Annotated in this window: 19 protein-coding genes; 11 read left to right on the top strand and 8 right to left on the bottom strand. The window is 59.2% G+C overall.

Annotated features, from left to right (window positions below; all coding sequences use genetic code 11):
• Positions 1-31: 31 nt before the first annotated feature.
• Positions 32-553, bottom strand: coding sequence for a hypothetical protein (locus JNN07_17295; GenBank protein MBL9169500.1), 522 nt, complete (start codon positions 551-553; stop codon positions 32-34).
• Positions 554-960: 407 nt separating this feature from the next.
• Here JNN07_17295 and JNN07_17290 point away from each other — a divergent pair, with 407 nt between their 5' ends.
• Positions 961-1,323, top strand: coding sequence for a hypothetical protein (locus JNN07_17290; protein ID MBL9169499.1), 363 nt, complete (start codon positions 961-963; stop codon positions 1,321-1,323).
• 269 nt (positions 1,324-1,592) lie between these two features.
• Entirely contained in the window at positions 1,593-4,955 is a 3,363-nt protein-coding gene (locus JNN07_17285; protein ID MBL9169498.1) for a PAS domain S-box protein, read from the top strand.
• A 16-nt stretch (positions 4,956-4,971) separates the two neighbouring features.
• On the opposite strand, the gene JNN07_17280 is transcribed toward JNN07_17285, so the two are convergent.
• On the bottom strand, positions 4,972-6,234 hold the full coding sequence (locus tag JNN07_17280; protein MBL9169497.1) for a HAMP domain-containing histidine kinase: 1,263 nt from the start codon (positions 6,232-6,234) through the stop codon (positions 4,972-4,974).
• 244 nt (positions 6,235-6,478) lie between these two features.
• Positions 6,479-7,225, bottom strand: a complete 747-nt coding sequence (locus JNN07_17275; GenBank protein MBL9169496.1) for a PRC-barrel domain-containing protein — start codon at positions 7,223-7,225, stop codon at positions 6,479-6,481.
• Positions 7,226-7,617: 392 nt separating this feature from the next.
• Here JNN07_17275 and JNN07_17270 point away from each other — a divergent pair, with 392 nt between their 5' ends.
• From JNN07_17270 to JNN07_17255, 4 genes are all read left to right on the top strand, one after another.
• Positions 7,618-8,016, top strand: coding sequence for a hypothetical protein (locus tag JNN07_17270; GenBank protein ID MBL9169495.1), 399 nt, complete (start codon positions 7,618-7,620; stop codon positions 8,014-8,016).
• Between the two features lie 158 nt (positions 8,017-8,174).
• Positions 8,175-9,242 (top strand): DUF748 domain-containing protein, encoded by a 1,068-nt coding sequence (locus JNN07_17265; protein ID MBL9169494.1) that lies wholly within the window; start codon positions 8,175-8,177, stop codon positions 9,240-9,242.
• Positions 9,243-9,268: 26 nt separating this feature from the next.
• Positions 9,269-9,994, top strand: a complete 726-nt coding sequence (locus tag JNN07_17260) for a group 1 truncated hemoglobin (protein ID MBL9169493.1) — start codon at positions 9,269-9,271, stop codon at positions 9,992-9,994.
• Between the two features lie 14 nt (positions 9,995-10,008).
• On the top strand, positions 10,009-11,325 hold the full coding sequence (locus JNN07_17255; protein ID MBL9169492.1) for an AI-2E family transporter: 1,317 nt from the start codon (positions 10,009-10,011) through the stop codon (positions 11,323-11,325).
• Positions 11,326-11,337: 12 nt separating this feature from the next.
• Here the strand turns inward: JNN07_17255 and JNN07_17250 are convergent, their stop codons facing one another.
• The 3 genes from JNN07_17250 to JNN07_17240 form a co-directional block, all read right to left on the bottom strand.
• Positions 11,338-11,784 (bottom strand): response regulator, encoded by a 447-nt coding sequence (locus JNN07_17250; protein MBL9169491.1) that lies wholly within the window; start codon positions 11,782-11,784, stop codon positions 11,338-11,340.
• Between the two features lie 277 nt (positions 11,785-12,061).
• Positions 12,062-12,412: a hypothetical protein gene (locus JNN07_17245; GenBank protein MBL9169490.1), complete on the bottom strand. Its 351-nt coding sequence runs from the start codon at positions 12,410-12,412 to the stop codon at positions 12,062-12,064.
• Positions 12,413-13,132: 720 nt separating this feature from the next.
• Positions 13,133-14,038 carry a DUF4142 domain-containing protein gene (locus tag JNN07_17240; GenBank protein ID MBL9169489.1) on the bottom strand — a complete coding sequence of 302 codons (906 nt, stop codon included), beginning with the start codon at positions 14,036-14,038 and terminating at the stop codon, positions 13,133-13,135.
• A 317-nt stretch (positions 14,039-14,355) separates the two neighbouring features.
• Between JNN07_17240 and JNN07_17235 the strand changes: the two genes are divergently transcribed.
• The 5 genes from JNN07_17235 to JNN07_17215 all read left to right on the top strand — a co-directional run bounded on the left by JNN07_17235 (position 14,356) and on the right by JNN07_17215 (position 20,304).
• The gene (locus JNN07_17235) at positions 14,356-15,870 is read left to right on the top strand and encodes an FAD-dependent oxidoreductase (GenBank protein MBL9169488.1); all 1,515 of its coding nucleotides are present in this window, start codon (positions 14,356-14,358) and stop codon (positions 15,868-15,870) included.
• A 167-nt stretch (positions 15,871-16,037) separates the two neighbouring features.
• Positions 16,038-17,960 (top strand): hypothetical protein, encoded by a 1,923-nt coding sequence (locus tag JNN07_17230; GenBank protein ID MBL9169487.1) that lies wholly within the window; start codon positions 16,038-16,040, stop codon positions 17,958-17,960.
• 41 nt (positions 17,961-18,001) lie between these two features.
• Positions 18,002-18,784 carry an SDR family oxidoreductase gene (locus tag JNN07_17225; GenBank protein ID MBL9169486.1) on the top strand — a complete coding sequence of 261 codons (783 nt, stop codon included), beginning with the start codon at positions 18,002-18,004 and terminating at the stop codon, positions 18,782-18,784.
• 229 nt (positions 18,785-19,013) lie between these two features.
• Positions 19,014-19,568 carry a hypothetical protein gene (locus JNN07_17220; GenBank protein ID MBL9169485.1) on the top strand — a complete coding sequence of 185 codons (555 nt, stop codon included), beginning with the start codon at positions 19,014-19,016 and terminating at the stop codon, positions 19,566-19,568.
• Between the two features lie 97 nt (positions 19,569-19,665).
• Complete coding sequence (locus JNN07_17215; protein MBL9169484.1) at positions 19,666-20,304, top strand: hypothetical protein; 639 nt, start codon at positions 19,666-19,668, stop codon at positions 20,302-20,304.
• Positions 20,305-20,445: 141 nt separating this feature from the next.
• Here the strand turns inward: JNN07_17215 and JNN07_17210 are convergent, their stop codons facing one another.
• Both JNN07_17210 and JNN07_17205 read right to left on the bottom strand, forming a co-directional pair.
• Positions 20,446-22,194, bottom strand: a complete 1,749-nt coding sequence (locus JNN07_17210) for a DUF892 family protein (protein ID MBL9169483.1) — start codon at positions 22,192-22,194, stop codon at positions 20,446-20,448.
• Between the two features lie 316 nt (positions 22,195-22,510).
• Positions 22,511-22,672 (bottom strand): hypothetical protein, encoded by a 162-nt coding sequence (locus tag JNN07_17205; GenBank protein MBL9169482.1) that lies wholly within the window; start codon positions 22,670-22,672, stop codon positions 22,511-22,513.
• Positions 22,673-22,704 lie beyond the last annotated feature (32 nt).

Genomic DNA, 22,704 nt, shown 5'->3' with positions numbered 1-22,704 from the left:
CCGAACTCTCGGCCGAGCGCAAATGATTCCCTCAACGTCCCGCCACCGGGCGAGACCTACTTTTATAGCCCTTTCCTGCCGGGAGGACCTGACGCTTAGGGGCGGAGGGGAGTTGGGAGGTCCGGGATGCCTTTCGGACGCCATTCGCCGAGCCTAATCCTGTGGGGGAATTGCGTTTTAGGCCGGGCCCGGTGCTTTTCTTTTTCTTCGTATCCTCCTTGGCAATGGCAGCGGAATCCGAGGCGGAGGATTTTGCGGTGCCGGAAGAGGCTGGGGAGATGCTCTTGGCCTGGTCGCGTGCGGCTGAAGCGGAGGTTCCCCGAGCCACACGCTTTCCCGCGAGGGCACCTGCCACCGCTCCGGCCACCAACCCGACAGCAGCGCCAACGGGACCGGCCACGGCACCGAGCACAGCTCCGGCGGCTGCGCCCCCGACCGCACCCACCCCGCTTCTCCCACCGCCGGAAGAAGAGGAAGTCCGCAGCTTTGCGCTATCGGGTTTGGTTGCGCTGCCATTTTTTCCAACCGTTTGTTTCCGCGTATCGTTTTTCATGATGTTCGTTCGAGTGTTTAGGACGCATCCGTGATCAAAGGCTTAGAAACCAGCGAGCTAGAACGACGCCATCTCGGCAACTTTCCGAAAATATGAGGAAATCCAAATATATGGATCGCAACGTACGGCAAGCATACACACACGTTGCATGGCTGAAGGAGGATGCATCCTTGCAAAATGCATACCCGAACTCACCCTGCCTGCTTGAAGCGGGAGGGGCTTGCTGTCGTACTGCGCCGCTGGAACAGCGGGCGCCGGCATCGATCCCGAGCATAACCAAGCGGTCAGCAGCGTGCCTTGGCACCCGGTGTGCTTGAAATGAAAAATGCGAACCCGGCCCTCAGCCAGATTGTAACTCAATTCCATCGAAGCCGATGGCGACTCGGTCACCATAACTCAACTGCGACATGAAGATTATAATTTGGTTTTGTCTCGTGGCCATGATGGCAGGTTGCACATCCAACCGATCCCCGAAGATCAACGCGTCGACGATCCCCTGGAACGATCGGATCGGAACCTACACCTTTGAGGAATCCTTGAACGATCTCGGAAAGCCGGCTCTGGTCAGCGAGAGCGATGCGGGAACCTCGGCGGAATGGATCCTAAAGCGCGGTGCTCGAATGAGCCTGGGTCTAGGGGTGGGTTCCTTTGGACGTCACTCGGGCGTCGGCGTCGGGACAGGGGTGCCTCTGCCTGCGCACGGAGAATATTTACGGCTCCGATTTGGCAAGGATGGAAAACTCATGGAGTGGGCGAAAACCAAGTATTGATCCAGCGGAGTGCAGGTGTTAGTTCATCGGCCGGGCATCCCCGAGACCCTTGTACTTCGATCGGTTGGTGGAGTTTGAGGTCTCTGATCTGGAGGCCACCGCCGGGAGAGCCTGATTCCCGCTCAACTTCACGCCCACAATAGATTTGTCATCCCCGTTTGTTTTCACAAGTATCGCAAGGAACATGGTTAGCCCAACAAACAGGATCAGCGGGGCGCCGAACCGCTCTCAGAGCACTTCTGAGCAAGCGGCCAACTGAGCGGCCGGCGATGAATCCTCCATCCATGGTTCTCAACCGGAAGCCAGGCGAGGCCGATTCGGGGCAGGATTCGGGTCGCCTCGAACGTCGCGTTCTCCTGCTTGCACCCTTCGCGAATGAAGCCGAGCTGGCTGCCCGCTGGCTAACGGAAGCGGGGATGCTTCCTTACGTGTGCGGCAATGCCGCGCAGCTCATCGAAGAAAGCCGACGCGGATGCGGAGTGATCCTCCTGAGTGCGGAGGTTTTAGAAGGCGGCTCCTGCCCGGGCCTGGGTGACTTGCTGGCTGGCCAGCCCGCCTGGTCGGACATCCCGCTCGCCCTCCTGACCCTGAGTTCCAGGTCGACGGCAGCGCGGGGGCGCTACTCGGCGATTCTGGGCACCGGCCAAATCAGCTTACTCGATCGACCGCTGACTGCGGAGGCGCTCGTCAGCACCGTGGAGGTCGCGCTCCGAGCGCGCCAACGCCAATACCAAGCACGGGATTCCATCACCGCGATGCAAACGCTTTTGCGGCAGGAAGAGGATCGAGCGAGGCTCTTTGAGGCAACTCTGGCCTCGATCACCGATCTGGCTTACACCTTCGACCTGGAGGGCAACTGGATTTACGCCAACCAGCCGCTCCTGAAGCTGTGGGGTAAATCCCTCGAGGAAATCACGGGAAAGAGCTCGCTGGAACTCGGATACGATCCGGAGCTAGCCTGGCGACTCAAGGCCCAGGTTCAGCAAGTGATCGCAACTCGAAAACCCGTCCGGGGCGAGACCTATTTCACCAGCGCCTCAGGGGAGGAGGACTACCACGAGTACATTTTTAGCCCGGTGTTCGCACCCGATGGGAGAGTGGCGGCGGTCACCGGCACAACGCGTCTTACGACGGAGCGCAAACGCGCCGAGGCGGTTGCGGAAAGCCAGCGACGGGTCCTCCAACTCATTGCCGAAGATCATCCACTCGGTGAGATTTTGGAGTCGCTGGCGCGGGCAGTAGAGCTGGAATGCACACATCCAGCCTTCGTCTGCATCCATCTCTTGGATTCCGATGGAGCTTGTCTGAAGGAGGCGGCCGCTCCCAGCTTGCCGGCCCCGGTGCGAGCCGCTTTGGATGGCATGCCGATTGGCCCTGCGGCCGGCTCTTGCGGGGCCGCAGCGTTTTTGCAAAAGACGGTGCAGGTTGAGGAGATCGCGTCGGATCCGCGGCTGGCTTGCCTCCGAGCAGTGGCGCTCGACCATGGCCTCAGGGCTTGCTGGTCCCGGCCGATCCTCTCCAACCAGGGAAGCGTCCTCGGCACAGTGGGCATCTACTATCCCGAATGCCGACCGCCGGGCGAGCTCGATGTTCGCCTGGGGGAAATGGCCAGCCGCACGGCGGCCATCGCCATCGCACGCAAGCTCGGCGATGCTGCCATACGGGAGAGCCAACAACGATATAGCCAGCTGGTGCATGCCCTGCCCACCGCGGTCTACACTACCGATGCCCAGGGGTACATTCTACTCTTCAACGAGGCCGCCGCCGTTCTGTGGGGGAGACGTCCTGAGGTCGGGAGGGATCAGTGGTGCGGATCGTGGCGCACGTATGCTCCGGACGGGACACCGCTCCCGGCGGACCGGCTGCCGATGGCGAGAGCGTTGAGGGAGGGACATGGGATACGAGGAGGCGAAATCATCATCGAGCGACCCGACGGAACACGCCGGAGTGTGGTCCCCTACCCCGATCCGATTCGGGATGTCGCCGGCCGGGTCATCGGCGCGGTCAACATGCTGATGGACATTACCGAGAGCAAATCTGGCGAGGAAGCTTCGCGCCGGCTGGCCGCCATCGTTGAATCGTCGGATGATGCCATCATTAGCAAAGACCTCAACGGCCTCATTACCAGCTGGAATCGGGGTGCGGAACGGCTCTTCGGCTATAGCGCGCAGGAAATCATCGGAAAGCCCATCACGACGCTCATGCTCCCCGAGCACTCCCAGGAGGAGCCGAACATTCTCCGCCGCATACGTCGCGGCGAACGCATCGCGAACTACGACACCGTTCGCCGGCGGAAGAACGGGAGTTTGGTGGAAATCTCCCTGACCATCTCGCCCATCAAGGATGCCCACGGAAGGATAGTCGGCGCGTCCAAGATCGTGCGTGACATCACTGAGCAAAAGCAGTCGGAGCGCAAACTGGAGCAGGCGCATCAGGAGGCGGTGGCCGCCTCGCGCGCCAAAGACGATTTCTTGGCGGCGCTGTCGCATGAGCTGCGCACCCCCTTGAACCCTGTGCTGCTGTTGGCCAGCGAGGGTGCCGATGATCCCGAGCTGCCGGCCGGAGTACGGGCGCGGTTTCAGACGATTCGCAACAATGTGGAACTGGAGGCCCGGCTGATTGATGATTTGCTGGACATCACGCGCATCACCCATGGAAAGCTCAGCATGAACCTGGAGATGGTGAACGTGCACAGCGCACTAAACGAAGCCATCGCCACTGTTCAGTCGGAAGTGGATCTCAAGCGGATAGCGCTCACCACCCATCTGTCGGCGTCCGCCCCCTTCGTCGAGGGGGATGCCGTGAGGTTGCAGCAGGTATTCTGGAACGTGATCAAGAATGCGGTCAAATTCACACCCGAGTTCGGGACCGTGTCCATTTCCACACATTCGGAGGAGCCGGACAGCCTGAGCATCGTCATCTCGGACACCGGGATAGGCATGACCGAGCGAGAACTGGCCCAGGCTTTTGACGCCTTCACTCAAGGGGAGCATCTGAATGCGGCCGGAGCGCACCGCTTTGGAGGCTTGGGGCTGGGCCTGGCGATCGGCCGAAAGCTGGTGGAGTTGCATTCCGGCACCATCAGCGCCAGGAGCGCGGGCCGCGGCAAAGGAGCCACGTTCACCATAAACTTGCCCATTCGTCGCAAGACATCCAGCGGAAGTGTCAATTCATCGGAGAATGTTCCGGCATCCGGAACGCCCGCGCCCACCGGCACCGGTGGCCCGCGCCTCTTGTTGGTGGAGGACCATGCAGCCACCCGCGATGCGCTGAGACAGCTGCTGACCCGTCGCCACTACGAGGTGCAGTCCGCGTCCTCCGTCGCCGAGGCCCGCCGCCTGGCCGAGCAGCACGAGTTTCACTTGTTGATTTCCGACATCGATCTTCCCGATGGCACTGGCTGTGATCTGATGCGGGAAATCCTTCACCGCAATCCGGATGTGAAGGGGATCGCCCTCAGCGGATATGGAATGGAGTCGGACCTCTCCAAAAGCAAACTCGCCGGCTTCAGCATTCATCTCATCAAGCCGGTGCGCATGCAATCTCTGGAGCAAGCCCTCGCGCAACTGGCCTCGACACCGGCTCGCAACCAAGGCCCGGTGGAGAAGACCGCCCCGCGCCCAGCGGACTGATGGCGCATACTTCCCCTTAGGTTCCAGGATCGTATCGTCGCGGAAATCGGACTCGAAATTGAGTGCCGTGGGGGGCGGAGGAGGCGAGTTCCAGACTGGCGTCGAGCAGCTCACAGAGGCGCTTCACGATGGAGAGTCCAATCCCCTCTCCCGATTGCTGTTGGTGCGCTCGAGCTGAAACAGCCCCGGATGCTGAATCGGACACGACCATTCCTCCTACCGTATGGACCGGCGGACGATCGGCCTCGTGAGAAAAGTGAGTTGCCTGCTCCAGACCTGCCACCATTGCACCTCCCGATCCGGTGTGGAGCCCAGGGCCGGTATCCTTGACGTCCACCCACCATTTCTCGGGCTCCTCTCCCCAGGTAACCGTGACCCCGCCTTGGTCAGTGTACTTCAGAGCGTTGAGCAGGAGATTCTGAATGATGCGCCGCACCTTTCCTGCATCGCCTTCCACCACCAGGCTGGCGGGCCCCTGATCGCGCAGCTCCAGGGCGCGTTGAGAAGCGAGCGGGCGCGAGGAGTTGCACAACTCCGCGAGAATCGCCGCGGCATCAAAAGTCTGTACCTCCCGACGTTCCAACCCCGCCTCCAGTCGTGACAGGGTCATCAAATCTCCAAGCATGGAGCTCAGCGTGTCCACCCCCGTTTGAACCAACTGAGCAATCTTCGCGCGGTCGGACGCAGGCAGATCCTCCTCCCGCAGGAAGTCAGCCGCCGTGCTGACGGTTTGCACGTTGCCCCGGAGATCGTGAACCGCCTGGCGGATCAACTCGGCGCGACGCTGCTCCACCGAGGTGAGGTGCGTTAAGGCCTTCTGGAGATCTTCGACGTGACCCGCGGCCTCGGCCCGTTGCATCCGGGCATATTGGCTGGCGCTCTCGTTAATCCCCTCATTGATCAGGGAGATCAATTCCCGTTGCGCGATCAGCGCCACCGGGCGCGGAATCTCGGGATCGGTGGCAAAGCGCTCGATTTCATGGAAGAGGCACAGGTGGAGGTGTCCCCACTCCCGCATTAACTCCTTCAGCTGATAGCCCTGCTGCCACCGCTGAAGTCCATGCTTCACATTTTCAAGACTCTGTTCCTGGTCAGCGACCTGCGACGGGTTGGTACCGGGTTTGGATCGGAGCTTTAACTCGAAGGCATCCAGCAGTTGGGGTATATGATCAATGAACTGCGCTCGGGTGAGGGCGCTGACCGTGGTCATCTCGGCATCGGCGGCCGTAGCCTCTATCCACGCCTTCAAGATATGCTCCCGACGGGCGGCCAGGTGCATACTCAGATTGCCTAATAGCTCGAGAGTCCGGTCAGTCACGGAGCCGAACTGTAGAGACTCCCGACGCAAATGCGACCACTTTGATGCGCGGGCCGAACTTGCGAGTGGACTTCCCCGCAAACGCCTGGGCCCAGGCGCGCCAAATCCTTCCCATTGTGCGAATTAGCGGCAGAAAAACGGCGACCCTGAGCAGGATCGCCGTTTTCGTTGAAAGGCCCCAGCCTGATGCGCAGAGACTGACAGCTCAGGGGTTTCGGACGCGCAGGTGACTTTCGAGCGTATGGACGCCCTGAACGGATCGCACGCGGGTCTCGAGATCCTGACGAGCTTGCTCGCTCGGCACGGAGCCGTAAATATGAGTGACACCATTCTGCACCCGAACGTGCACTACATCCACGTTCTCGCAGACTTTATCAACGAGCGCCTGATCTTGAGGCGCAATGAGCAGCTCCCCGCCCTTGGGCGCCGGATCCCGCACAAAGGTGCGCGAGTCCTTCGCGTCGCGCGAAGCATCAGGAGCAAAGCGCTGCTCGCTGGACACCGTAGTGCCGTAGAAGCCGTCTACCTTCTGCGCCCATTCGGCATCCCGAGCGCTGGTCCACTCTCCACTCAAATTTTTTGTGGCTGTTCGCAGAGCCTCAGGAGTCGCGCGGAGCAAAATAGGCTTGCCCTCGGCGGAGCACTTGAGATCCCGCAAGGGCACGGCGATTTTGTTCTGAGTGCTGGAGACCGAGCTGTTCAAGGCGATGATGGCGTAAGGCGCCTTCCCGCTGACCGGGTCCACGATCACGTCATGCACCTTGCCCAGCTTCTCCTCATGATCGTTAATCACCGGTTGGCCAATCAGCTGACTCACCGATTTTCCAGCGGGCTTGGCGGAGTGTGCACCTCCCGCGACCCCGTCTTTTTCATGCTCCGCCTGGACGCGAGTGGGTGAAAGGGCGATACAAACAGCGGCTAAGCCGCAACTGACAAGGAAGTTGGTTCTCATAAAATTCTGCCGTTGAGTTAAGGACACCGTTAAGTGATTCGTGTTGGTTTGTTGTTACAAATTGCAGAACTCACCTAGCCGTATCCGTGCCAAGTGGCTTCGGAGCCCTGAGCAACCGATCGCGGGCCTGCGAATGGGGGCTGCCGGCTCTGTCAACCTCTCACTCCCTGCCTTTTGCACGAGATCGGGTCAGGCACATTGCAAAACGGCAGGCGCCCATGACCAATCCGATCCACCCATTTCTCCCGGCACCCGGGCTTGTTGAGCGCGAGTTCATGAGCAACAGACATCCCGCGTGCGAGGGAAGCCTTGACTGCAGGCACACAAAACCCACGTCGCCATTCTTGGGTACGATGCCTGCTTCAATAAAAGCAACTTCACATCATGCCATCATGAATCTATTCCAAAACCCCAACTGGTGGGACGAGACCTACGAATCCTCCTGGGAAAGAGTTAAAGCCGCCTTTAAACGCGACTGGGATCAAACGCAGCACGATTTGGGACGATCCTCCGTGCCCGACACCCATCAGCGACTTCCCCACACGCTGGCCCAGGCCATCGGGGAGGAAACCATCCCCCCCCGAGGTGTCCCGGCTTATGAAGACGCCGAAGCGGCGTATCGATTCGGTTACGGATCCCGGCACTATTACGGACGAAAAACGGACGAGTGGGATGATGATATCGAGGAGAAACTGCGGAAAGATTGGGAGGACCTCACTGCTCATCCAGACCAAAGCTGGGAACGCTATCGGGACGCGATCCGCCGCGGCTGGATGCACCGGAAAAGGTAGCTCCCAGATTACCCATGCCCGAGTCCTCGCCATCCAGTGGGACGATCTCACGCACCGACGCCAGGTTGGAGTCCGGGGGCCGGGCAGCTTCTCGCCCTCGTTCAAAAAGGAGAAGGATTCTGCTGACCCGAGTCCTACCCGGCCTCTTCTTACTCGCGGTGGGATTCCGCCTCTATCTCCCCACGGTCATCACAGGGTATCTGAACGATCTCCTGCAGCGAAACCCGCTTTATCGGGGACGGATCGAAGATGTAGAACTCAGCCTGTGGAGAGGAGCTTACGCGGTTCGCGGGATTCATATCAGCCGGACCACCGGAGCTGTTCCCGTGCCTTTCATCACGGCCAGAAGCCTGGAACTGGCCCTCGAGTGGCGGTCTTTGCTCCGAGGACAACTGGTCGGCAGGCTGGCGATCCATCATCCTGAGGTTAATTTCGTCGATTCGTCCGAAGCAGAACAGCGCCAGCAAGGAGGCGAGGGTGCGTGGATGGGATTGGTCGGCGATCTGTTCCCCTTTCGCATCAACACCGCCGTGGTGTCCGACGGCTCTGTAAACCTGCGCACCTACGACGGCCCCGTGCCCCTCAACGTGTATCTCTCCGATGTGCAGATCACGGTCTCCAACCTCAGCAACATCAGTCAGGAGACCAGCCCGTTCGTGGCGAACGTCCATGCCTCCGCCAGAGCGATGGATCAGGCACGCTGCGAGTGCCATATCCAGCTGGATCCCGCCAGTTACCGCCCGACGTTTCGCTTAAGCGCCCGGCTCCTCAATTTAGACGTAACCCTCATCAACGGCTTCGCGGCGCATTACGGGGCAATCGATTTCGAAAAGGGCTGGTTTGATATGGTAATCGAGGCCGACGCGAAGGAAGGGATGATCAACGGTTATGCCAAGGCGCTTTTCCGCGAGTTGGAGATCTTGAATGTCAGCTCCGACTTTGCGGAGGGAAGGATTCTCGAGGGTCTGTGGGAAGGTATCGTCAGTGTCGCCACCTTTCTCCTGAAGAATCAGGATCGCAACCAGTTTGGAACCTTGATTCCTTTCGAGGGGTCCCTCAGCGGAAGAACCCAAACCGATCTCCTCGCGCTGTTCTTGAACATTCTTAGGAATGCGTTCATTGAGGCCTACCTTCCCCGTTTCGAAGGTAGAACCGAGGAGGGGGGCCTGCTCCAGTTCCAAGCCCCGCAAACCTGGGACACCACCAACGGAATCTCCGACCCCTAACCGCCCACCACGAAACCTCATCGCTTATGTCTTCCATCTTCACTCCTCGGACGACCCTTACGGCTCGCCGTTTGCGCGCTTGGCTTGGAACCGGCTGGCTGTGTCTTGGCCTCCTCATCGCGACCCTGGCTCTGGCAGGGTGCGGAAGCCGGCATCAGGAAGCGGCGTCCGAAAACTACTTTACCTCCGGCAGCGATGAGGCGGATCAACGCGCCAGCCAGAGAATGGCCAAACAACGTCAACTGGAGGGTGGCAGCACCCGCGCCCGACAACGGTCTCGCAGCCAAACCACCAACGCCGCCGTGGCCTTAGCGGTCACAGATGACGAGAAGAGTCCGCTCTATGCTCGGCTGGGGGGGCACCCGGGGCTGGAGGCGATCGTTCGCGATTTTTTACCGCGCGTTCTCGAAGACCCCCGGGTGAATTGGAGACGCAGCGGCGTCCCTGGACGTTTCACGTCGATTTTCAAGCGCTCTGCGCCTACCAATTGGCAACCCACCCCCGCCAATGTCGCTCGACTCGAACGACACCTGGTCCAGTTCCTGAGCCTCGCCACCGGGGGCCCCTCGGATTACACGGGCGTGCCGATGAAATCGGGTCATGAAAACATGCGCATCACCAATGCGGAATTCGACGCGACGGTGGGTGACATCAAAGCCACCCTGGACAATCTCAAAATCCCGAACCGGGAACAGAAGGAGCTGCTTTCCATCATCGAGAGCACTCGAACCATCATCGTGACGGAACGATAACCGACCCCATCCACATGCCTAACAACTCAAGTTCATCCGCGGGCACACATCCGGCATTTGGTTATGTCCTGTTGGGGGCGGCTCTGTACGCGCTCATCCGATCGTTTGAGCTGATCGCTCCCATCCTGCTCTCTTTCCTGTTGGTCATTCTTATTTCTTTGGCACTGGATCCCCTCGTCCAGCGTCTCGCTCGTTGGACAGGAGGGCGCACCTCGGCCACAGCCTTGCTCGCAATGGCTTTCGCGCTGGTTGTCCTATTGACGGGATGGGCATTTTTCGGACCCATGACGACGTCGGTCAGCAAATTATCAGATCAACTGCCGCGCTACTGGGAGAAGCTTCAGAAACCGCTTATCAAGATGGAGCAGCAAGCCGTCCGATCTGAGCAGCGGCTGCAAGCTGAGGTCAAAACGGAGATTGCACGCGCCACACCATCAGCCACACCATCAGCCACACCATCAGCCACACCATCAGCCACACCATCGGCCACACCATCGGCCACACCATCGGCCACACCATCGGCCACACCGACTGCAACATCGGCTGCCATACCACGACGCCCAGCCGAGCCCACGCCTCCGGCGGAGGCAAGGCCCGCCGCTTCGCTGCGATCGGGTTTCACGCAGGTGTTCCAATCCCTGGCCGGGGGGTTTGCCGGAGCCGCGTTCAATGCGGCTCAGATCCTTGTTGTCCTCGGGACAGTCTTCTTCGGCGTTCTGTTCACCCTCATCAACCCGGTGCCGGTTTTTGGCATGTTCTACGCAGTCGTTCCCGAGCGATATCACGACCAGTCCAGGCAGATCGCCAAACGCGTCAGCAGCTTCCTTCCCGGCTGGGCCGGGGCCACCGCGCTGGGAATGCTGACGATCGGGGGCTTGGTGTTCTTGTTGATGTGGCCCATTTTCGGAGTAATGGATGCACTTCTGCTCGGCATGATTGCCGGCGTGTTCGAGGCGTTCCCGTATGTTGGCCCCATCTTGAGCGCGGTTCCCGCGCTCGTGTTCGGACTCGTCCAAGGAGGCACAACTCCGCTGTGGGTCATCGCCGCCTACGTGGCGGTCCAGGCGCTGGAAAACAACGTCATTCTTCCCTACATCATGGCCCGCGAGATGGAGCTTCATCCCGTGGCTGTGATCTTCTCCATGCTGATTTGCGTTCTGGCCTTCGGAGTTCTCGGAGTATTGATCGCCGCTCCCCTGGTTGCCATTGTGGCGATTCTCTACGATGAACTCTATCGCAAACGATTTCTCCCGACCGTGACACGGGGCGAGGTGGACCGAATGGTCCGGAAGGATATCGGAGAAAAACGCGCGCCCGCCGTGAAACAGTGAGAGCGGTCGCCGCTACTGCTGCTGGATCCGGGGGAATCGGTTGTATTCCAGCCAGTCACGAAGGCAGCACACCATGGCGATCAGGGAGGACATGGCAGCGGGTTTGACGAGATAGGAATTCGCCCCTAAGTCGAAGGCTTGAGTTACATCCTCCGGACGAGCAGATGCGGTCAGGATGATGATACATAGTCTTTTAAGGACCGGCTGCTCACGAACCCAGCGCAACACTTCAAAACCGTCCTTCATCGGCATTTTTAAATCCAAGAGCATTACCGTGGGCAGCGGAAAACGGATTCGGTCGCTGTATTCCCCTTCCCCACGCAGATAGGAGATGGCCTCGTCGCCGTTGTTGACCATTTGTAACGCAGCCTGGAAGTTCGCGGCTCGGCACGCGCTCCGCATCAACGACAAATCGTTGTCGCTGTCGTCGACCAAGAGAATCATCTGCTGCTCATTCATAAGGTCGGTTTGGAATTCGGCGTCCGCACTTGGCGATGAGGACCTTAGTAGTCGACCTTCATCCATCTCAAATAAAAAATTGAGGCCAACTCCACGACGGATCTGAGGTGGATCGATGGCGGGCGGAGGACGGTCGGTAGCGGGATCCATTGCCTCATCCCGACCGGGCGGGGATACGGCAGGCAGATTGGAAGTGCATGGGGAGTAGCTGAAGGAACCGCCGCGGACTCCTCCAATCGCTCGCGTTCTCCGCGACTACAGCCCATCCCCGAACAGACTACGGCCTGATGTCTTGCAGAAGTGATTGAGGATCAATGACCTGAGGAACAACCCGCGAGGACCCCACGCGTGAACGAGAAGCAAATAACAAAACCAAAGTGACTCCCACCGTCAGCACGGACACCACCACACAAGCTCTCTGAAAGTACTTTTGGAGAATTCGGCGTCGATGCCACCGTTGCGCCGCGGCGGACTTCACACGGCCCCCTCGGGGCAAGGGTGCACCGACGCTTGATAGAGGATCGCGCTGATTTCCCTCTTCGGCCTTTCCCGCCGCACCGCCTTCCGCCGACGATCCGGACCGGTTCGACGGAAGCAGGATGGCTGGCTTGGAGTCTAGATCGGACATGGGCAAACGAGGGCCACTCACTCGTCCCTTCAGCAGGCCGGTTGCCAGCCCGCCTGAATCGGGGTGGGTCGTGTCTATGGAGAAGCTGGAGAATGGGTTCCGCTGATAAGCAATTGCCCATTTTGAGGCCGGAGCCCTGCGAATTGCACTCCTCGCAGTCATCAAACCTGCATTTTGCAACACCCAAGGCAACCTGAACGTCGCCAAAGCGCTGACAAATTCCGGAGGCCACTCCTCCCCACCAAAAACTGGAGGGAGACTTTACCTCAATACTCCCTGCTTAACATCGCTGCCAGGGATTCGGTGAGCAAGCTAGGTCCCAATCCGTAAGGTCCGCGAAATCCATGGACCTTGCCAGCAGGAGTAGAAAAGCAGAGAGGACCGAGAAGATGACAGGCCCAAAAATTGCTAAGGAAGGCCCATTGAGTGTGGAGCCGGTGTGGTTCATGCGAAGGTTCCGCACTTCAAGATGCTCGGGAGGCGCGGCGAGCGATTACCTTCGGCCATAGGAGGTGAGAAACTCGGACGTCCTCCCGGGCGTCGCTTCTCTAACCGGCAAACTCTCCCCCTTTCCAGACGCTGTTCCCTCGCCCTTTTTAGATCGGCTGGGGACCACAACGTAGTCAATCAGCTGCGCGGGAGGGAGGCAGGTACAAAGAAAAGCCCGTCGCTCGAGCCATTCTCGAGCGACGAGCATTCTGCGACTAACCAAGCCGTCGTCTACTCCGACTTTGGCTTGTCGAAATCACTGGAAGAGGTGGGGCTCTTCTTGTCTTCACGATGTTCCACACTTACGCCCAACGACTGAGCGAGTTGTTTGGCCTGACGATGATGATCCTGCAGGGCCGGCAGAGTATTCTTGGCAAAAGTGCGGACCTCCTCATCAGAACCGTTCTTAGCGGCGTGTTCATACTTTTGAACGGAGGCGTAATGGCCACGCAGGACCTCGCGGGCATAAGCCTTATCGAACTCGGCGGTCGGGGTGTTCTTGAGTGCCTCGAGAGAAGTCCGACCTTGCATCTGCAGGCGGTCCCAGCGGGCCTCAGGCGCCTGTTTATCCGCTACGTCCTTACCACGAATCTGGCGATCCGCGTTGTAGTCGCGACGCTCCCGGTCGGTCGTCGGTGCATCCGCCACATCGGTGCGGTTCCGCTCCTTCAAGGACCCATCCTCCGTTCGGGCATTCCGGTCGCGGCCGGGTGCGACGCTGGCACCGACGGAAGCATAGGGTGATTGGAAGGTATTGGTGGGAGGCATCGTCCACGCCCGGCGTTGAGCGAGCTGCATGAGCTGATTGTTGACCTTGGTATGGTCCTGGATCATTCGTTGCGCGAAGGTCTTCACCTCGGTGCTTTCTGAACGCTCCATGGCGATTTCGCTCATGCGAACTTCTTTCATGCCACCCAGCAGGGCGGCACGGACAAAGCCCTCCGGACTTGCATCCATGTCCTTGTCCTTGGAATCCGGACGGGAGGCCCCGGAGTTATTCTTGTCTTGATAAGCTCCGCGATCTGAATCGCGACGATCTGCCTTGGCCTTGTCCGGCTCCGCCGCGGTGACGAGTAAACTGCACGCGAGGGTGGACAACGTGCCTGTTAATACTAAATGACGAATGGGTCGGTTCATAATTTGATGAGGTATATATTGTTGAAGTCGTGTTTGTCTCTGGCAGCACAGAGCCGGATGCGTGCCAGGACGGAACTCTCTTAGTGAGAACGAATCGATGCATGATCGGCTTCGAATATCATTCAAAACGCCACCAGTGCGCTGAATGACGACGCAATATGCGGGATGTCCAACGCTGAAAGCCAACTTCACCCGTCAAGGCATCTGGCATGCTAAAGGCTAAGGATGGAACGACTGACGACGAATAAGCATTCATCAATCAGATCCAACGTTATGCCACGCGGAGACAAATCCAGTTCCTAACCAGGAGCCATCCCATGCAGGACCATCCTTACTGGCTCCAGTCGGTACGTCCGGCGTCTTATCCTAGCATCGACCAGGACCTCACGGTCGACGTCGTGGTTATTGGCGGGGGCATCACGGGGGCCACCGCCGCCTACCTGTTCAAGCGAGAGGGCTACAAGGTATGTCTCGTGGACCGGGCTACCATGGGCGGATGCGATTCCTCTCGCACAACCGCCCATCTCTCGATGGTCACCGATGTGCGTTTAAAGGAATTGGTTTCGCGGTGGGGTGTAGATCGGGCGGCCGCCGTCTGGCAGGGAGGACAGGCCGCCATAGGTCTGATCGAACGAATCATCCGCAGCGGGACGATCTCGTGCGAATTCAAAACCGTTCCCGCTTACTTGGTGGCTTCGTCGGCATCCGACCCAGAAGCCGAGCGGGCTGATCTTTTGGAAGAATCGCAAGTGGCCCGCGACCTCGGCTTCTCCGCGGAGATGATGGAACAGACACCGATCTTCGGGCGTCCTGGCGTCAAGTTTGTTGATCAAGCCAAGTTCCATCCCGTAAAGTACCTGACCGGCTTGGTGGAGACCATCCCGGGCGAAGGTAGCCTGGTGGCGGAACACAGCGAGGTTACCGAGATCTGTTCCGACCCGATGGCGGTGGTAGCCGCGGGCCATCGAATTCGTTGCCAATATATTGTCATCGCCACCCACACGCCCCTAACCGGGCAAACGAACCTTCTTTCCTCCACCCTGTTTCAGAGTAAGCTGTTTCTTTACAACTCCTATGCCGTGGGAGCGCGCCTGCCGGCGGGCACAGCATGCGAGGCTTGCTTCTGGGATACCGAGACTCCCTATCACTATTTGCGGATCGATCGGAAGGGAGATTTCGACTACGCTATTCTCGGAGGGGGAGACCACAAGACCGGACAGCTCGAGCACACCGAGACCGTTTACCACGAGCTGAACGAGTTACTGCAACACTGGTTGCCTTCGGCGAAAGTGGATCATCGATGGTCCGGACAGGTCATCGAAACGCCGGACGGTCTGCCGTACATCGGTGAATCCGCTCCGCGGCAATTCATTGCGACCGGCTTCGGCGGCAACGGAATGACCTTCGGCACCTTGGCAGCGATGATGGCGGTCGACGCCTTTCACGGCTACACCAATCCATGGAAGGATCTGTTCGCTCCAAGTCGCAAGGCGTCCGGAGAGGGTCTCTGGCACTATCTGAGGGAAAACGCCGATTATCCCTATTACCTGATGCGAGACTGGGTGGCCGGCACGAAGTGTGGTTCATTGCAGCAAGTGGAACCCGGGAGGGGAATGATTGTGAACGTGGGCAAAGCGAGGGTGGCAGCCTACCGCGATCCATCCGGGGCGCTGACGCTTTGCTCGCCAGTTTGTCCGCACCTCAAATGCCTGGTCGCCTGGAATGAGGCCGAACGCACTTGGGACTGTCCTTGTCACGGGTCACGCTTTTCCCCGACCGGCGACGTGATCTCGGGCCCAGCAGAAAAACCGCTCGAGCGGCTTAAGGGCTAAGCGCCCACGGCAATTGCAAGATGCGCGACCGCGGGGTGGCAGAATGCATGCCGCGACGGTTTGAAAAGCATTTCACGGCGTAGCGCCCATCGCCAGCATCTAGCCCCATCCAGGCCTGGCCACTACCGTTCGCCCTGGCATGCCCTTTGCTAAAGGGGACGCCACAAATGAGCGAAAATCATGCGGATCCCACGCCGTCCCAAGAGGAGGAAACCGGATTGGTTTGGCAGAGTGCCGTCGAGCGCAAACGGAGCTTCTCCACCTGGGGAAATAACTCCCCGCAGCGCCTCGATGAAGCTCCGCCGGCGGTCGACATCGAGTTCAGAGGCGAGACCATTTACTTCATTGTCGTCGATCGATTCCATGACGCCCTTCCCCAAAATGCAGGGGCGAGAGCGGATCTGAACGACCCGTCTCATCAAAGCTGGACGAAGTACTGGGGAGGAGACCTCCAAGGCATTCTCGACAAATTGGACTACCTCCAATCGCTCGGTGTCACGGCACTCTGGCTGACTCCGCTCTTCGAGCAGGTCGAGTCGGCCAGCGGGGACGAATGCCCGCTGCATGGTTATTGGGCGCGCGATTTTAAGCGCATCAACTCCCGGTGGGTGAACGACGTCAGCGAGACCAGACTCTTCGCCCGTCAGGACACGGTTTTCGACCGCTTGATCAGCGAGCTGCACAAGCGCGGCATGAAGCTGATTCTCGACATTGTGTGCAACCACAGCTCCCCCCAGACGGACGAGGGCAAGGGCCGTCTCTACGATGACGGGCGACTCGTGGCCGACTTCTCAAACGATACGGAACACTGGTATCATCATTACGGGCCCGTGACCGATTGGGAAGACGACTGGCAGGTGCAGAATTGCGAGTTGAAGGGACTGGCCACCTTCAACGAAAACAACATCTACTACCGTCGCCACATCAAGGAGGCGATCAAGCTATGGCTCGACAAAGGGGTCGACGCCCTTCGCATCGACACCGTGAAGCACATGCCGTTGTGGTTCTGGCAGGAATTCAACTCGGACATCCAGATGCACAAACCCGGGGTGTTTATTTTTGGCGAGTGGATCCACAGCCATCCCGACAACGCCCGATCCGTCGCTTTCGCCAATGATGCGGGAATGAGCATCTTGGACTTTGGGCTGTGTCACGCCATCCGAGACTGTTTTACACGACCTGGCACCAGCGGTTTTCAGGAGGTTCAAAACATTCTCGACAAGGATGATCACTATCGTTCGTCCACCGAACTGGTCACGTTTTTTGAGAATCATGACATTCCCCGGCTGCAGTCGCTGAACGCCGACGAGGCGTGGTTACGCCTGGCGACAGTGCTGATCCTCACCGCGCGAGGAATACCCTGCGTCTACTACGGTTCCGAACAGTATTTGCACGACGACACCAATGGCGGGGAGGAGCCTTACAACCGTCCCATGATGGTGAGTTGGAGCATCGAAACGGAGCTGGCGCAGCTGCTGAGGGTTTTGTCCTCGGAGCGGAGGCGAAATCAAGCGGTGCAATGGGGTGGTCACTGGCCGCTGGTGGTGGAGGCGGATTTCTATGTGTTTCTGAGACGTTATCGCTCCGACCGCCTGCTGGTCTTTCTCAATAAGGGCCCCGAACGAATCTGTTCACTGGGCGATGTGGCGATGGAGGATGGTGCATACACGTGCCTGCTGAGCGGGGAGCAGATGACGGTTGTCAACGGCACTGCCAGCCCCCTGGCCGTTCCTCCTCGATCAGCGCGCGTGTTTAGTAGGGTGGGTCCGCCGCTCACCGCGCCGGTGTTGATCCGGGTTCAGGTGAACGGCGCACCCACGTCACCCGGCGAGACAGTCGCCATCATCGGGGATTGCCCGGAGCTCGGAGACTGGGACATCCGGGAGGCGGTGCCTCTGGAGTGCATCAACCGTAACACCTGGTTCGGAGAGATTTGCTTTTCCCAGACGTGTGGGAAACCCATGGCCTATAAATTTGTAATTCTCTCCGCGGTTACTGACGCCGCCCCGCATCGTGAGAACCGCACGACGCGACGTCGAGCCATCCCCATCCAGGGTGTCAGCCGTTGGCGTGACATCTGGGAGGAATAATTATGACGGAGTCGGACACAGACGAGCTGGTGTCGGACAATCTGAAAGGTCGTGTCGCCGTGGTGACGGGGGCAGGATCGGGGATTGGGGCGGCGACGGCGGAGCTGCTGGGTTTGTCCGGCGCGAAGGTGGCGTTGTTGGACCTCCGATTAGATCGACTCCAACAGGTCGCGATTTCATTGTCCCAGCAGGAGGTGGTGTTTCACACCAAGCAGGTCGATGTATCCGTGGAGGAGGATGTTCGGAAGGCCTTTCAAGAAATTGGAGCTCTCTGGGGAAGAATCGATGTGGTCGTTGCCAACGCCGGGATTAACGGGATTTGGGCTCCGTTGGTGGATATCACCGCTGCGGAATGGGATCTGACGCTCGCGGTAAACCTGCGCAGCACCTTTCTCACTCTGAAGCACTCCGTGCCTTGGCTGCGCCAGGGCGGCGGGGGCAGCATCATTGTCGTCTCCTCTATCAACGGAAATCGCGTCTTCAGCACGCTCGGCGCCACCGCCTATGCCTGTTCCAAAGCCGCTCAGATCGCCCTGATGAAAATGAGCGCGTTAGAATATGCGAGGGATCGAATACGTATCAATGCAATCTGCCCAGGATCAGTGGCCACGCACATCGACGAATCGCTCACGGCCCGAAACCTGGATTTCATCAGGCGTCGGCCGGTGCAATTTCCGGAGGGTGAAGTTCCTTTAGGCGACGGGGCAGCGGCGCAGGCGGATCAGGTGGCCGAGATCGCGTGGTTCCTCGCGTCCGACTATTCCAACCATGTGACGGGCACGGAGATTTATGTGGATGGTGCACAATCTCTCCTCAAAGGATGACCGCGCGGCGGACACCTCCCGCTCCGGTGGGATCCATCCCTGCCTACCTGCATCAGCCGCCGTTCAACAATTTCCCGCCTTTCAGCTGCCAAGCCTCACAGGAGCGAGCGAGGATCGAGCTGGGTTGGCACGTTCATAGCTAGATGACTACCGCAGCCGATCGATCGCGCAGGTCATGGCTGACGCAACGAGTAAAACCTAACGGTGGAGTGAACAGATTATGAAAGCCATGAAACGAGCGATTCTTTGGGTGGGATTGGCAACCCTGGTCGGGAGCATTGCTGATGCTCAGGAGCGAACCCCTTCAGCCGACATTCTCCCCGCGAAGCCTGCGACTCCGGCGAAGCCGGCAGAGCCCGCGATCCCGGCACCCCCCGCCCGCCCCACAACTCCCCCCATCCCCGAGCGGCCCGTGCTTCCGGTGGAGCCGCCCCCTAATATTGATCCCCCTCCCCCTCCTCCTTCCACCAATCTCCCTCCTGATTGGTGGACCAAGAGGCCGGGAGACTGGTGGACGAACCAATCGCCAGGATGGTGGGCGGGATTGAATCCTGCCTCAACCAATGTTCCGCCAGGATGGTGGTCGAACGTTCCACCGCGTTTCTGGACCAATGTCCCCCCGCATTGGTGGACCAACGCGCCTCCACAATGGTGGTCCACCCTTCCCCCCACCACTCTGACGAATGTGCCGCCCAACTGGTGGTCGAACGTTCCCCCGGCCTGGCGCGACCGCCCGCCCTACCCCTATTACACCAACCGCGGCCCCTTGCGACGCATCCCTTGATTCAAGCCCGCCCCACATACAGGCGAACCCCGTTCGCTCGAGCAACCGGCGCCCGTCTCGCCCACTCGCAAGCACTGCTTATGCCCCCTCAAGATTCATGGCCGCAATCCTAACCCGAAAGTCCTCACATCGGTATTGGGTTGAGATAGGTGCTGCCTGGAGGCCGGCGGTGCTGAGTTGCCTCATGCTGGGGACCGGATGTTCGCAGACCACCCTCACGCACCCTTTGAGGTCAGGATCGGAGCAACTGCTCCTCAGCACTGCCGCTGACCGAGCCATTTCACACATCTCATTGGATGTTCTCCGCGGTAAGCGTGTCTATATTGATGGGTCGTTCGTGGAGGGCTACGACGTGAAATACTTGTTAGGATCCCTTCGTGAGGCCGTCAGTCGAGCCGGAGGACTGCTTCAGACGGACTCCTCCCGCAGCGAAGTGGTGATCGAGCCCCGCGTAGGCGCGATGTCGATCGATCCCAGTGATTCACTGATAGGAATACCCAAGACCGGACTACCTCTCCCGCTGGCGGGTGCGATTGAAACCCCCGAGGTGGCGCTCTATAAAACGTCGCGGCACAATTCCATCACCAAGGTTGCCCTGTTCGCTTACTCGTCCGATTCCAAAGCCTATTTATTCGGTAGCGGCCCAGTCGTAGGAAAAGCCTATATCCGCTACTACAAGCTGCTCGGGCTCATTCAATGGGTGGCGACTGACGTTCCCGACCTGAAAAGTAAGTAACCAAGACAATCCAACCGCCCTGCGGCATGCCGGAGCCGAAGAGCATCCCTTGGAACGGCACCAAGGGTGCGAAGGACTTTTGTCTTTTAGTCTCTCCGGCACCCTTGGTGGAGGGTCAGACACTCGGCTCAACGAAGTGCCTCAATTGCTTTCGGAATAAGAGGAGTATGATCGGCGATTCCATCCCGTCCGATTGTCATCGTCTTCGTCAGAGTAGGATCGCTCACCCCGGTCTCCCGCCGAAGAGGATCCAGCCTCGCCCCGAAAACGGCCTTGCTCATCCCGATTCGAGCGATGGTCTCCTGCGGTGATCACTCCGGTCCGGCGTCGGGAGGCGTCGCGTTCCCCAGCGCGAGTGTCGCTGCGGCTGGAACTGCGCGAGCGGTTCTCAGAATTGGATTCGCGATCCCGCGCATAACGACCTTGATCGGCCTGATTTCGAGCTGAACGGTTGGAACCCGGGCGTGAGGAGCCACGAGAGGCATCGTCAGAAGAACGTCGGGTTTCATAGCTGCGATCGGCCGATGATCGGGACTCACCCTGAAACCGGTCCTGGTTGCTTCGCGAAGAGTATCCCGAGCGGCCTGTTTGCCCCCTCTGGGAGCCTTCACCCGACGAGGAGGAACTACGATTTTCGCTCCGGTACCGTCCTTGATTATCCCGGTCACGATCAGAGGACGATCCGGAGGATCGAGCGCTGCTGCGACGATCGTTGGAGTAGGCGGAGGAGTCACCTCCGTAGTTTTGGCCCTCGAACCGACCATATTGATCCCGGTCGCGACTCGTGTCGGAAGATCTCCAGCCGGAAGAACCCCGGTTCATTTGGTGATCCGAATAGCGATCATCGCCTTCCTCGCGGGACGCTGAGGAGCGAGAGCGGGTTGGAGATCTTCCGTGATCGTCACGCTCACGCTCGGGCCCTCGATCCCAGTCGCCCTCCCGTTCGGAGTTAGAATATTCAACCCGAGGGAATGATCGGCGGCTGTCGTCGTACTCGGTCCGGAAGGTGGGTCGATCCCGGTCAGAGTAGCGCTCATAGTCTCTATCTTGACCCTCTCGATCCTCATCACGATGACGACCGCCGCTGCTCGAGCGTGGCGAATCTATATCTTCATCGTCCTCGGGAAAATACCTTCGGCCATTACCTTCACGCCATTCATCGGGGTGCCGTTCACGTTCATATTCTCCCTGTTCAGAAGTTGAGTGGCGATGCTGTGGGGCATTGTCCCATACAGGCTCATTGTCGCGTGGCATATCCGTCCTTTGTTGTGGTTTGAGTTTGTTTGTTTTGTTATCGGCGGCGTCTTGGTTGAGTCGGGCTTCTGAAATCCGGGTGAGCAACGCATCGGTGGACTCCTCCTCGCGAAGTGTCGTCTCGAGGAGCTGCGTGATTTTGTCCTGCTGCAAAGTTTTCGCCCAGGCCAGGAGCGTTCCATAAGTGGCGATCTCATAATGCTCAGCCTTTTGGGCGGAGGCGACGATGAGCGCATCCTTGCTGGCCGAAGGGGCACCTTGGAGTGACTTCCTGGCTTCGCCGATGATTCCGCGCATTCCGACGCAGGGTCGGTGGGGGGCTGGCTTGCCCAAGAGTTTGAAAATTTGCTGATCGCGTTTCACATGCTCCCGCGTCGCTTTCGCGTGATCGTTGATCGCCTGCTTCAGAGCGGGTTCGTGAACAGCTCGAGCCAACAGGGGCAAAGCTTTGACCTGTTGCTTTTCAGCGTGAAGAACATCGGCCAACTCACTCAGAAAAATGCGCTGTAGTGGGGAACTGGGAGCTTTTCGAGTTCGTGGCTTGGATTTCTTCCTGCGCTTGGCCCGGGGCTTCTGGGTCCCCGGAGGCTTGGGTGTGGATGGGGCCTCGGTAAGAGTTAGAGTGGGAGTTTTCACGGTTTCACATTTTAGCAAAACAGGTGCCAGCGGGCGGCCCGCATGCGTCCTATGGATTCGCCGAGAGTCTCTTGCAATCCTCCGGATTGCTTTGCATTTTGCGTCATGCAAAGCGCGGCCTTGAATCCAGTCGTGTCCCCACCCGGAAACCGGACCATCCGCCCTTCACCACGTTGAGCGGTCCGCGTCCACCAATAAAAAACCCGACAGTTGATAGCTGCACGAGTTGCCCCTCGTGGCCGTTCAACCGTCGGGCGTGGAACCGGAGGAGGCCTTCCCCAGAGGAGTCAGGCCGTCCTTCAGTTACCAGATGCCGTCAGGGTTGGGTTTTTTCCTGGATCTTTTCACCCATCTTTTCAATGTCCTGCCCCGCGCCGTTCGCTGTGTGTTTGCAGCCGCTACCAGCAAAGGAGAGCATCAAGCAGACGAGGAGGAGACCGAAGCGTGTAAGTGCCAGTTTCATGGGGATCGAGTTCATAATTGTTGTAGTCAGGTCGTGGTGGACGAGTT

Source organism: Verrucomicrobiales bacterium (genome assembly GCA_016793885.1).
Taxonomy (GTDB): Bacteria; Verrucomicrobiota; Verrucomicrobiia; order Limisphaerales; family UBA11320; genus UBA11320.
This window is presented reverse-complemented; position numbering and strand designations above follow the sequence as displayed.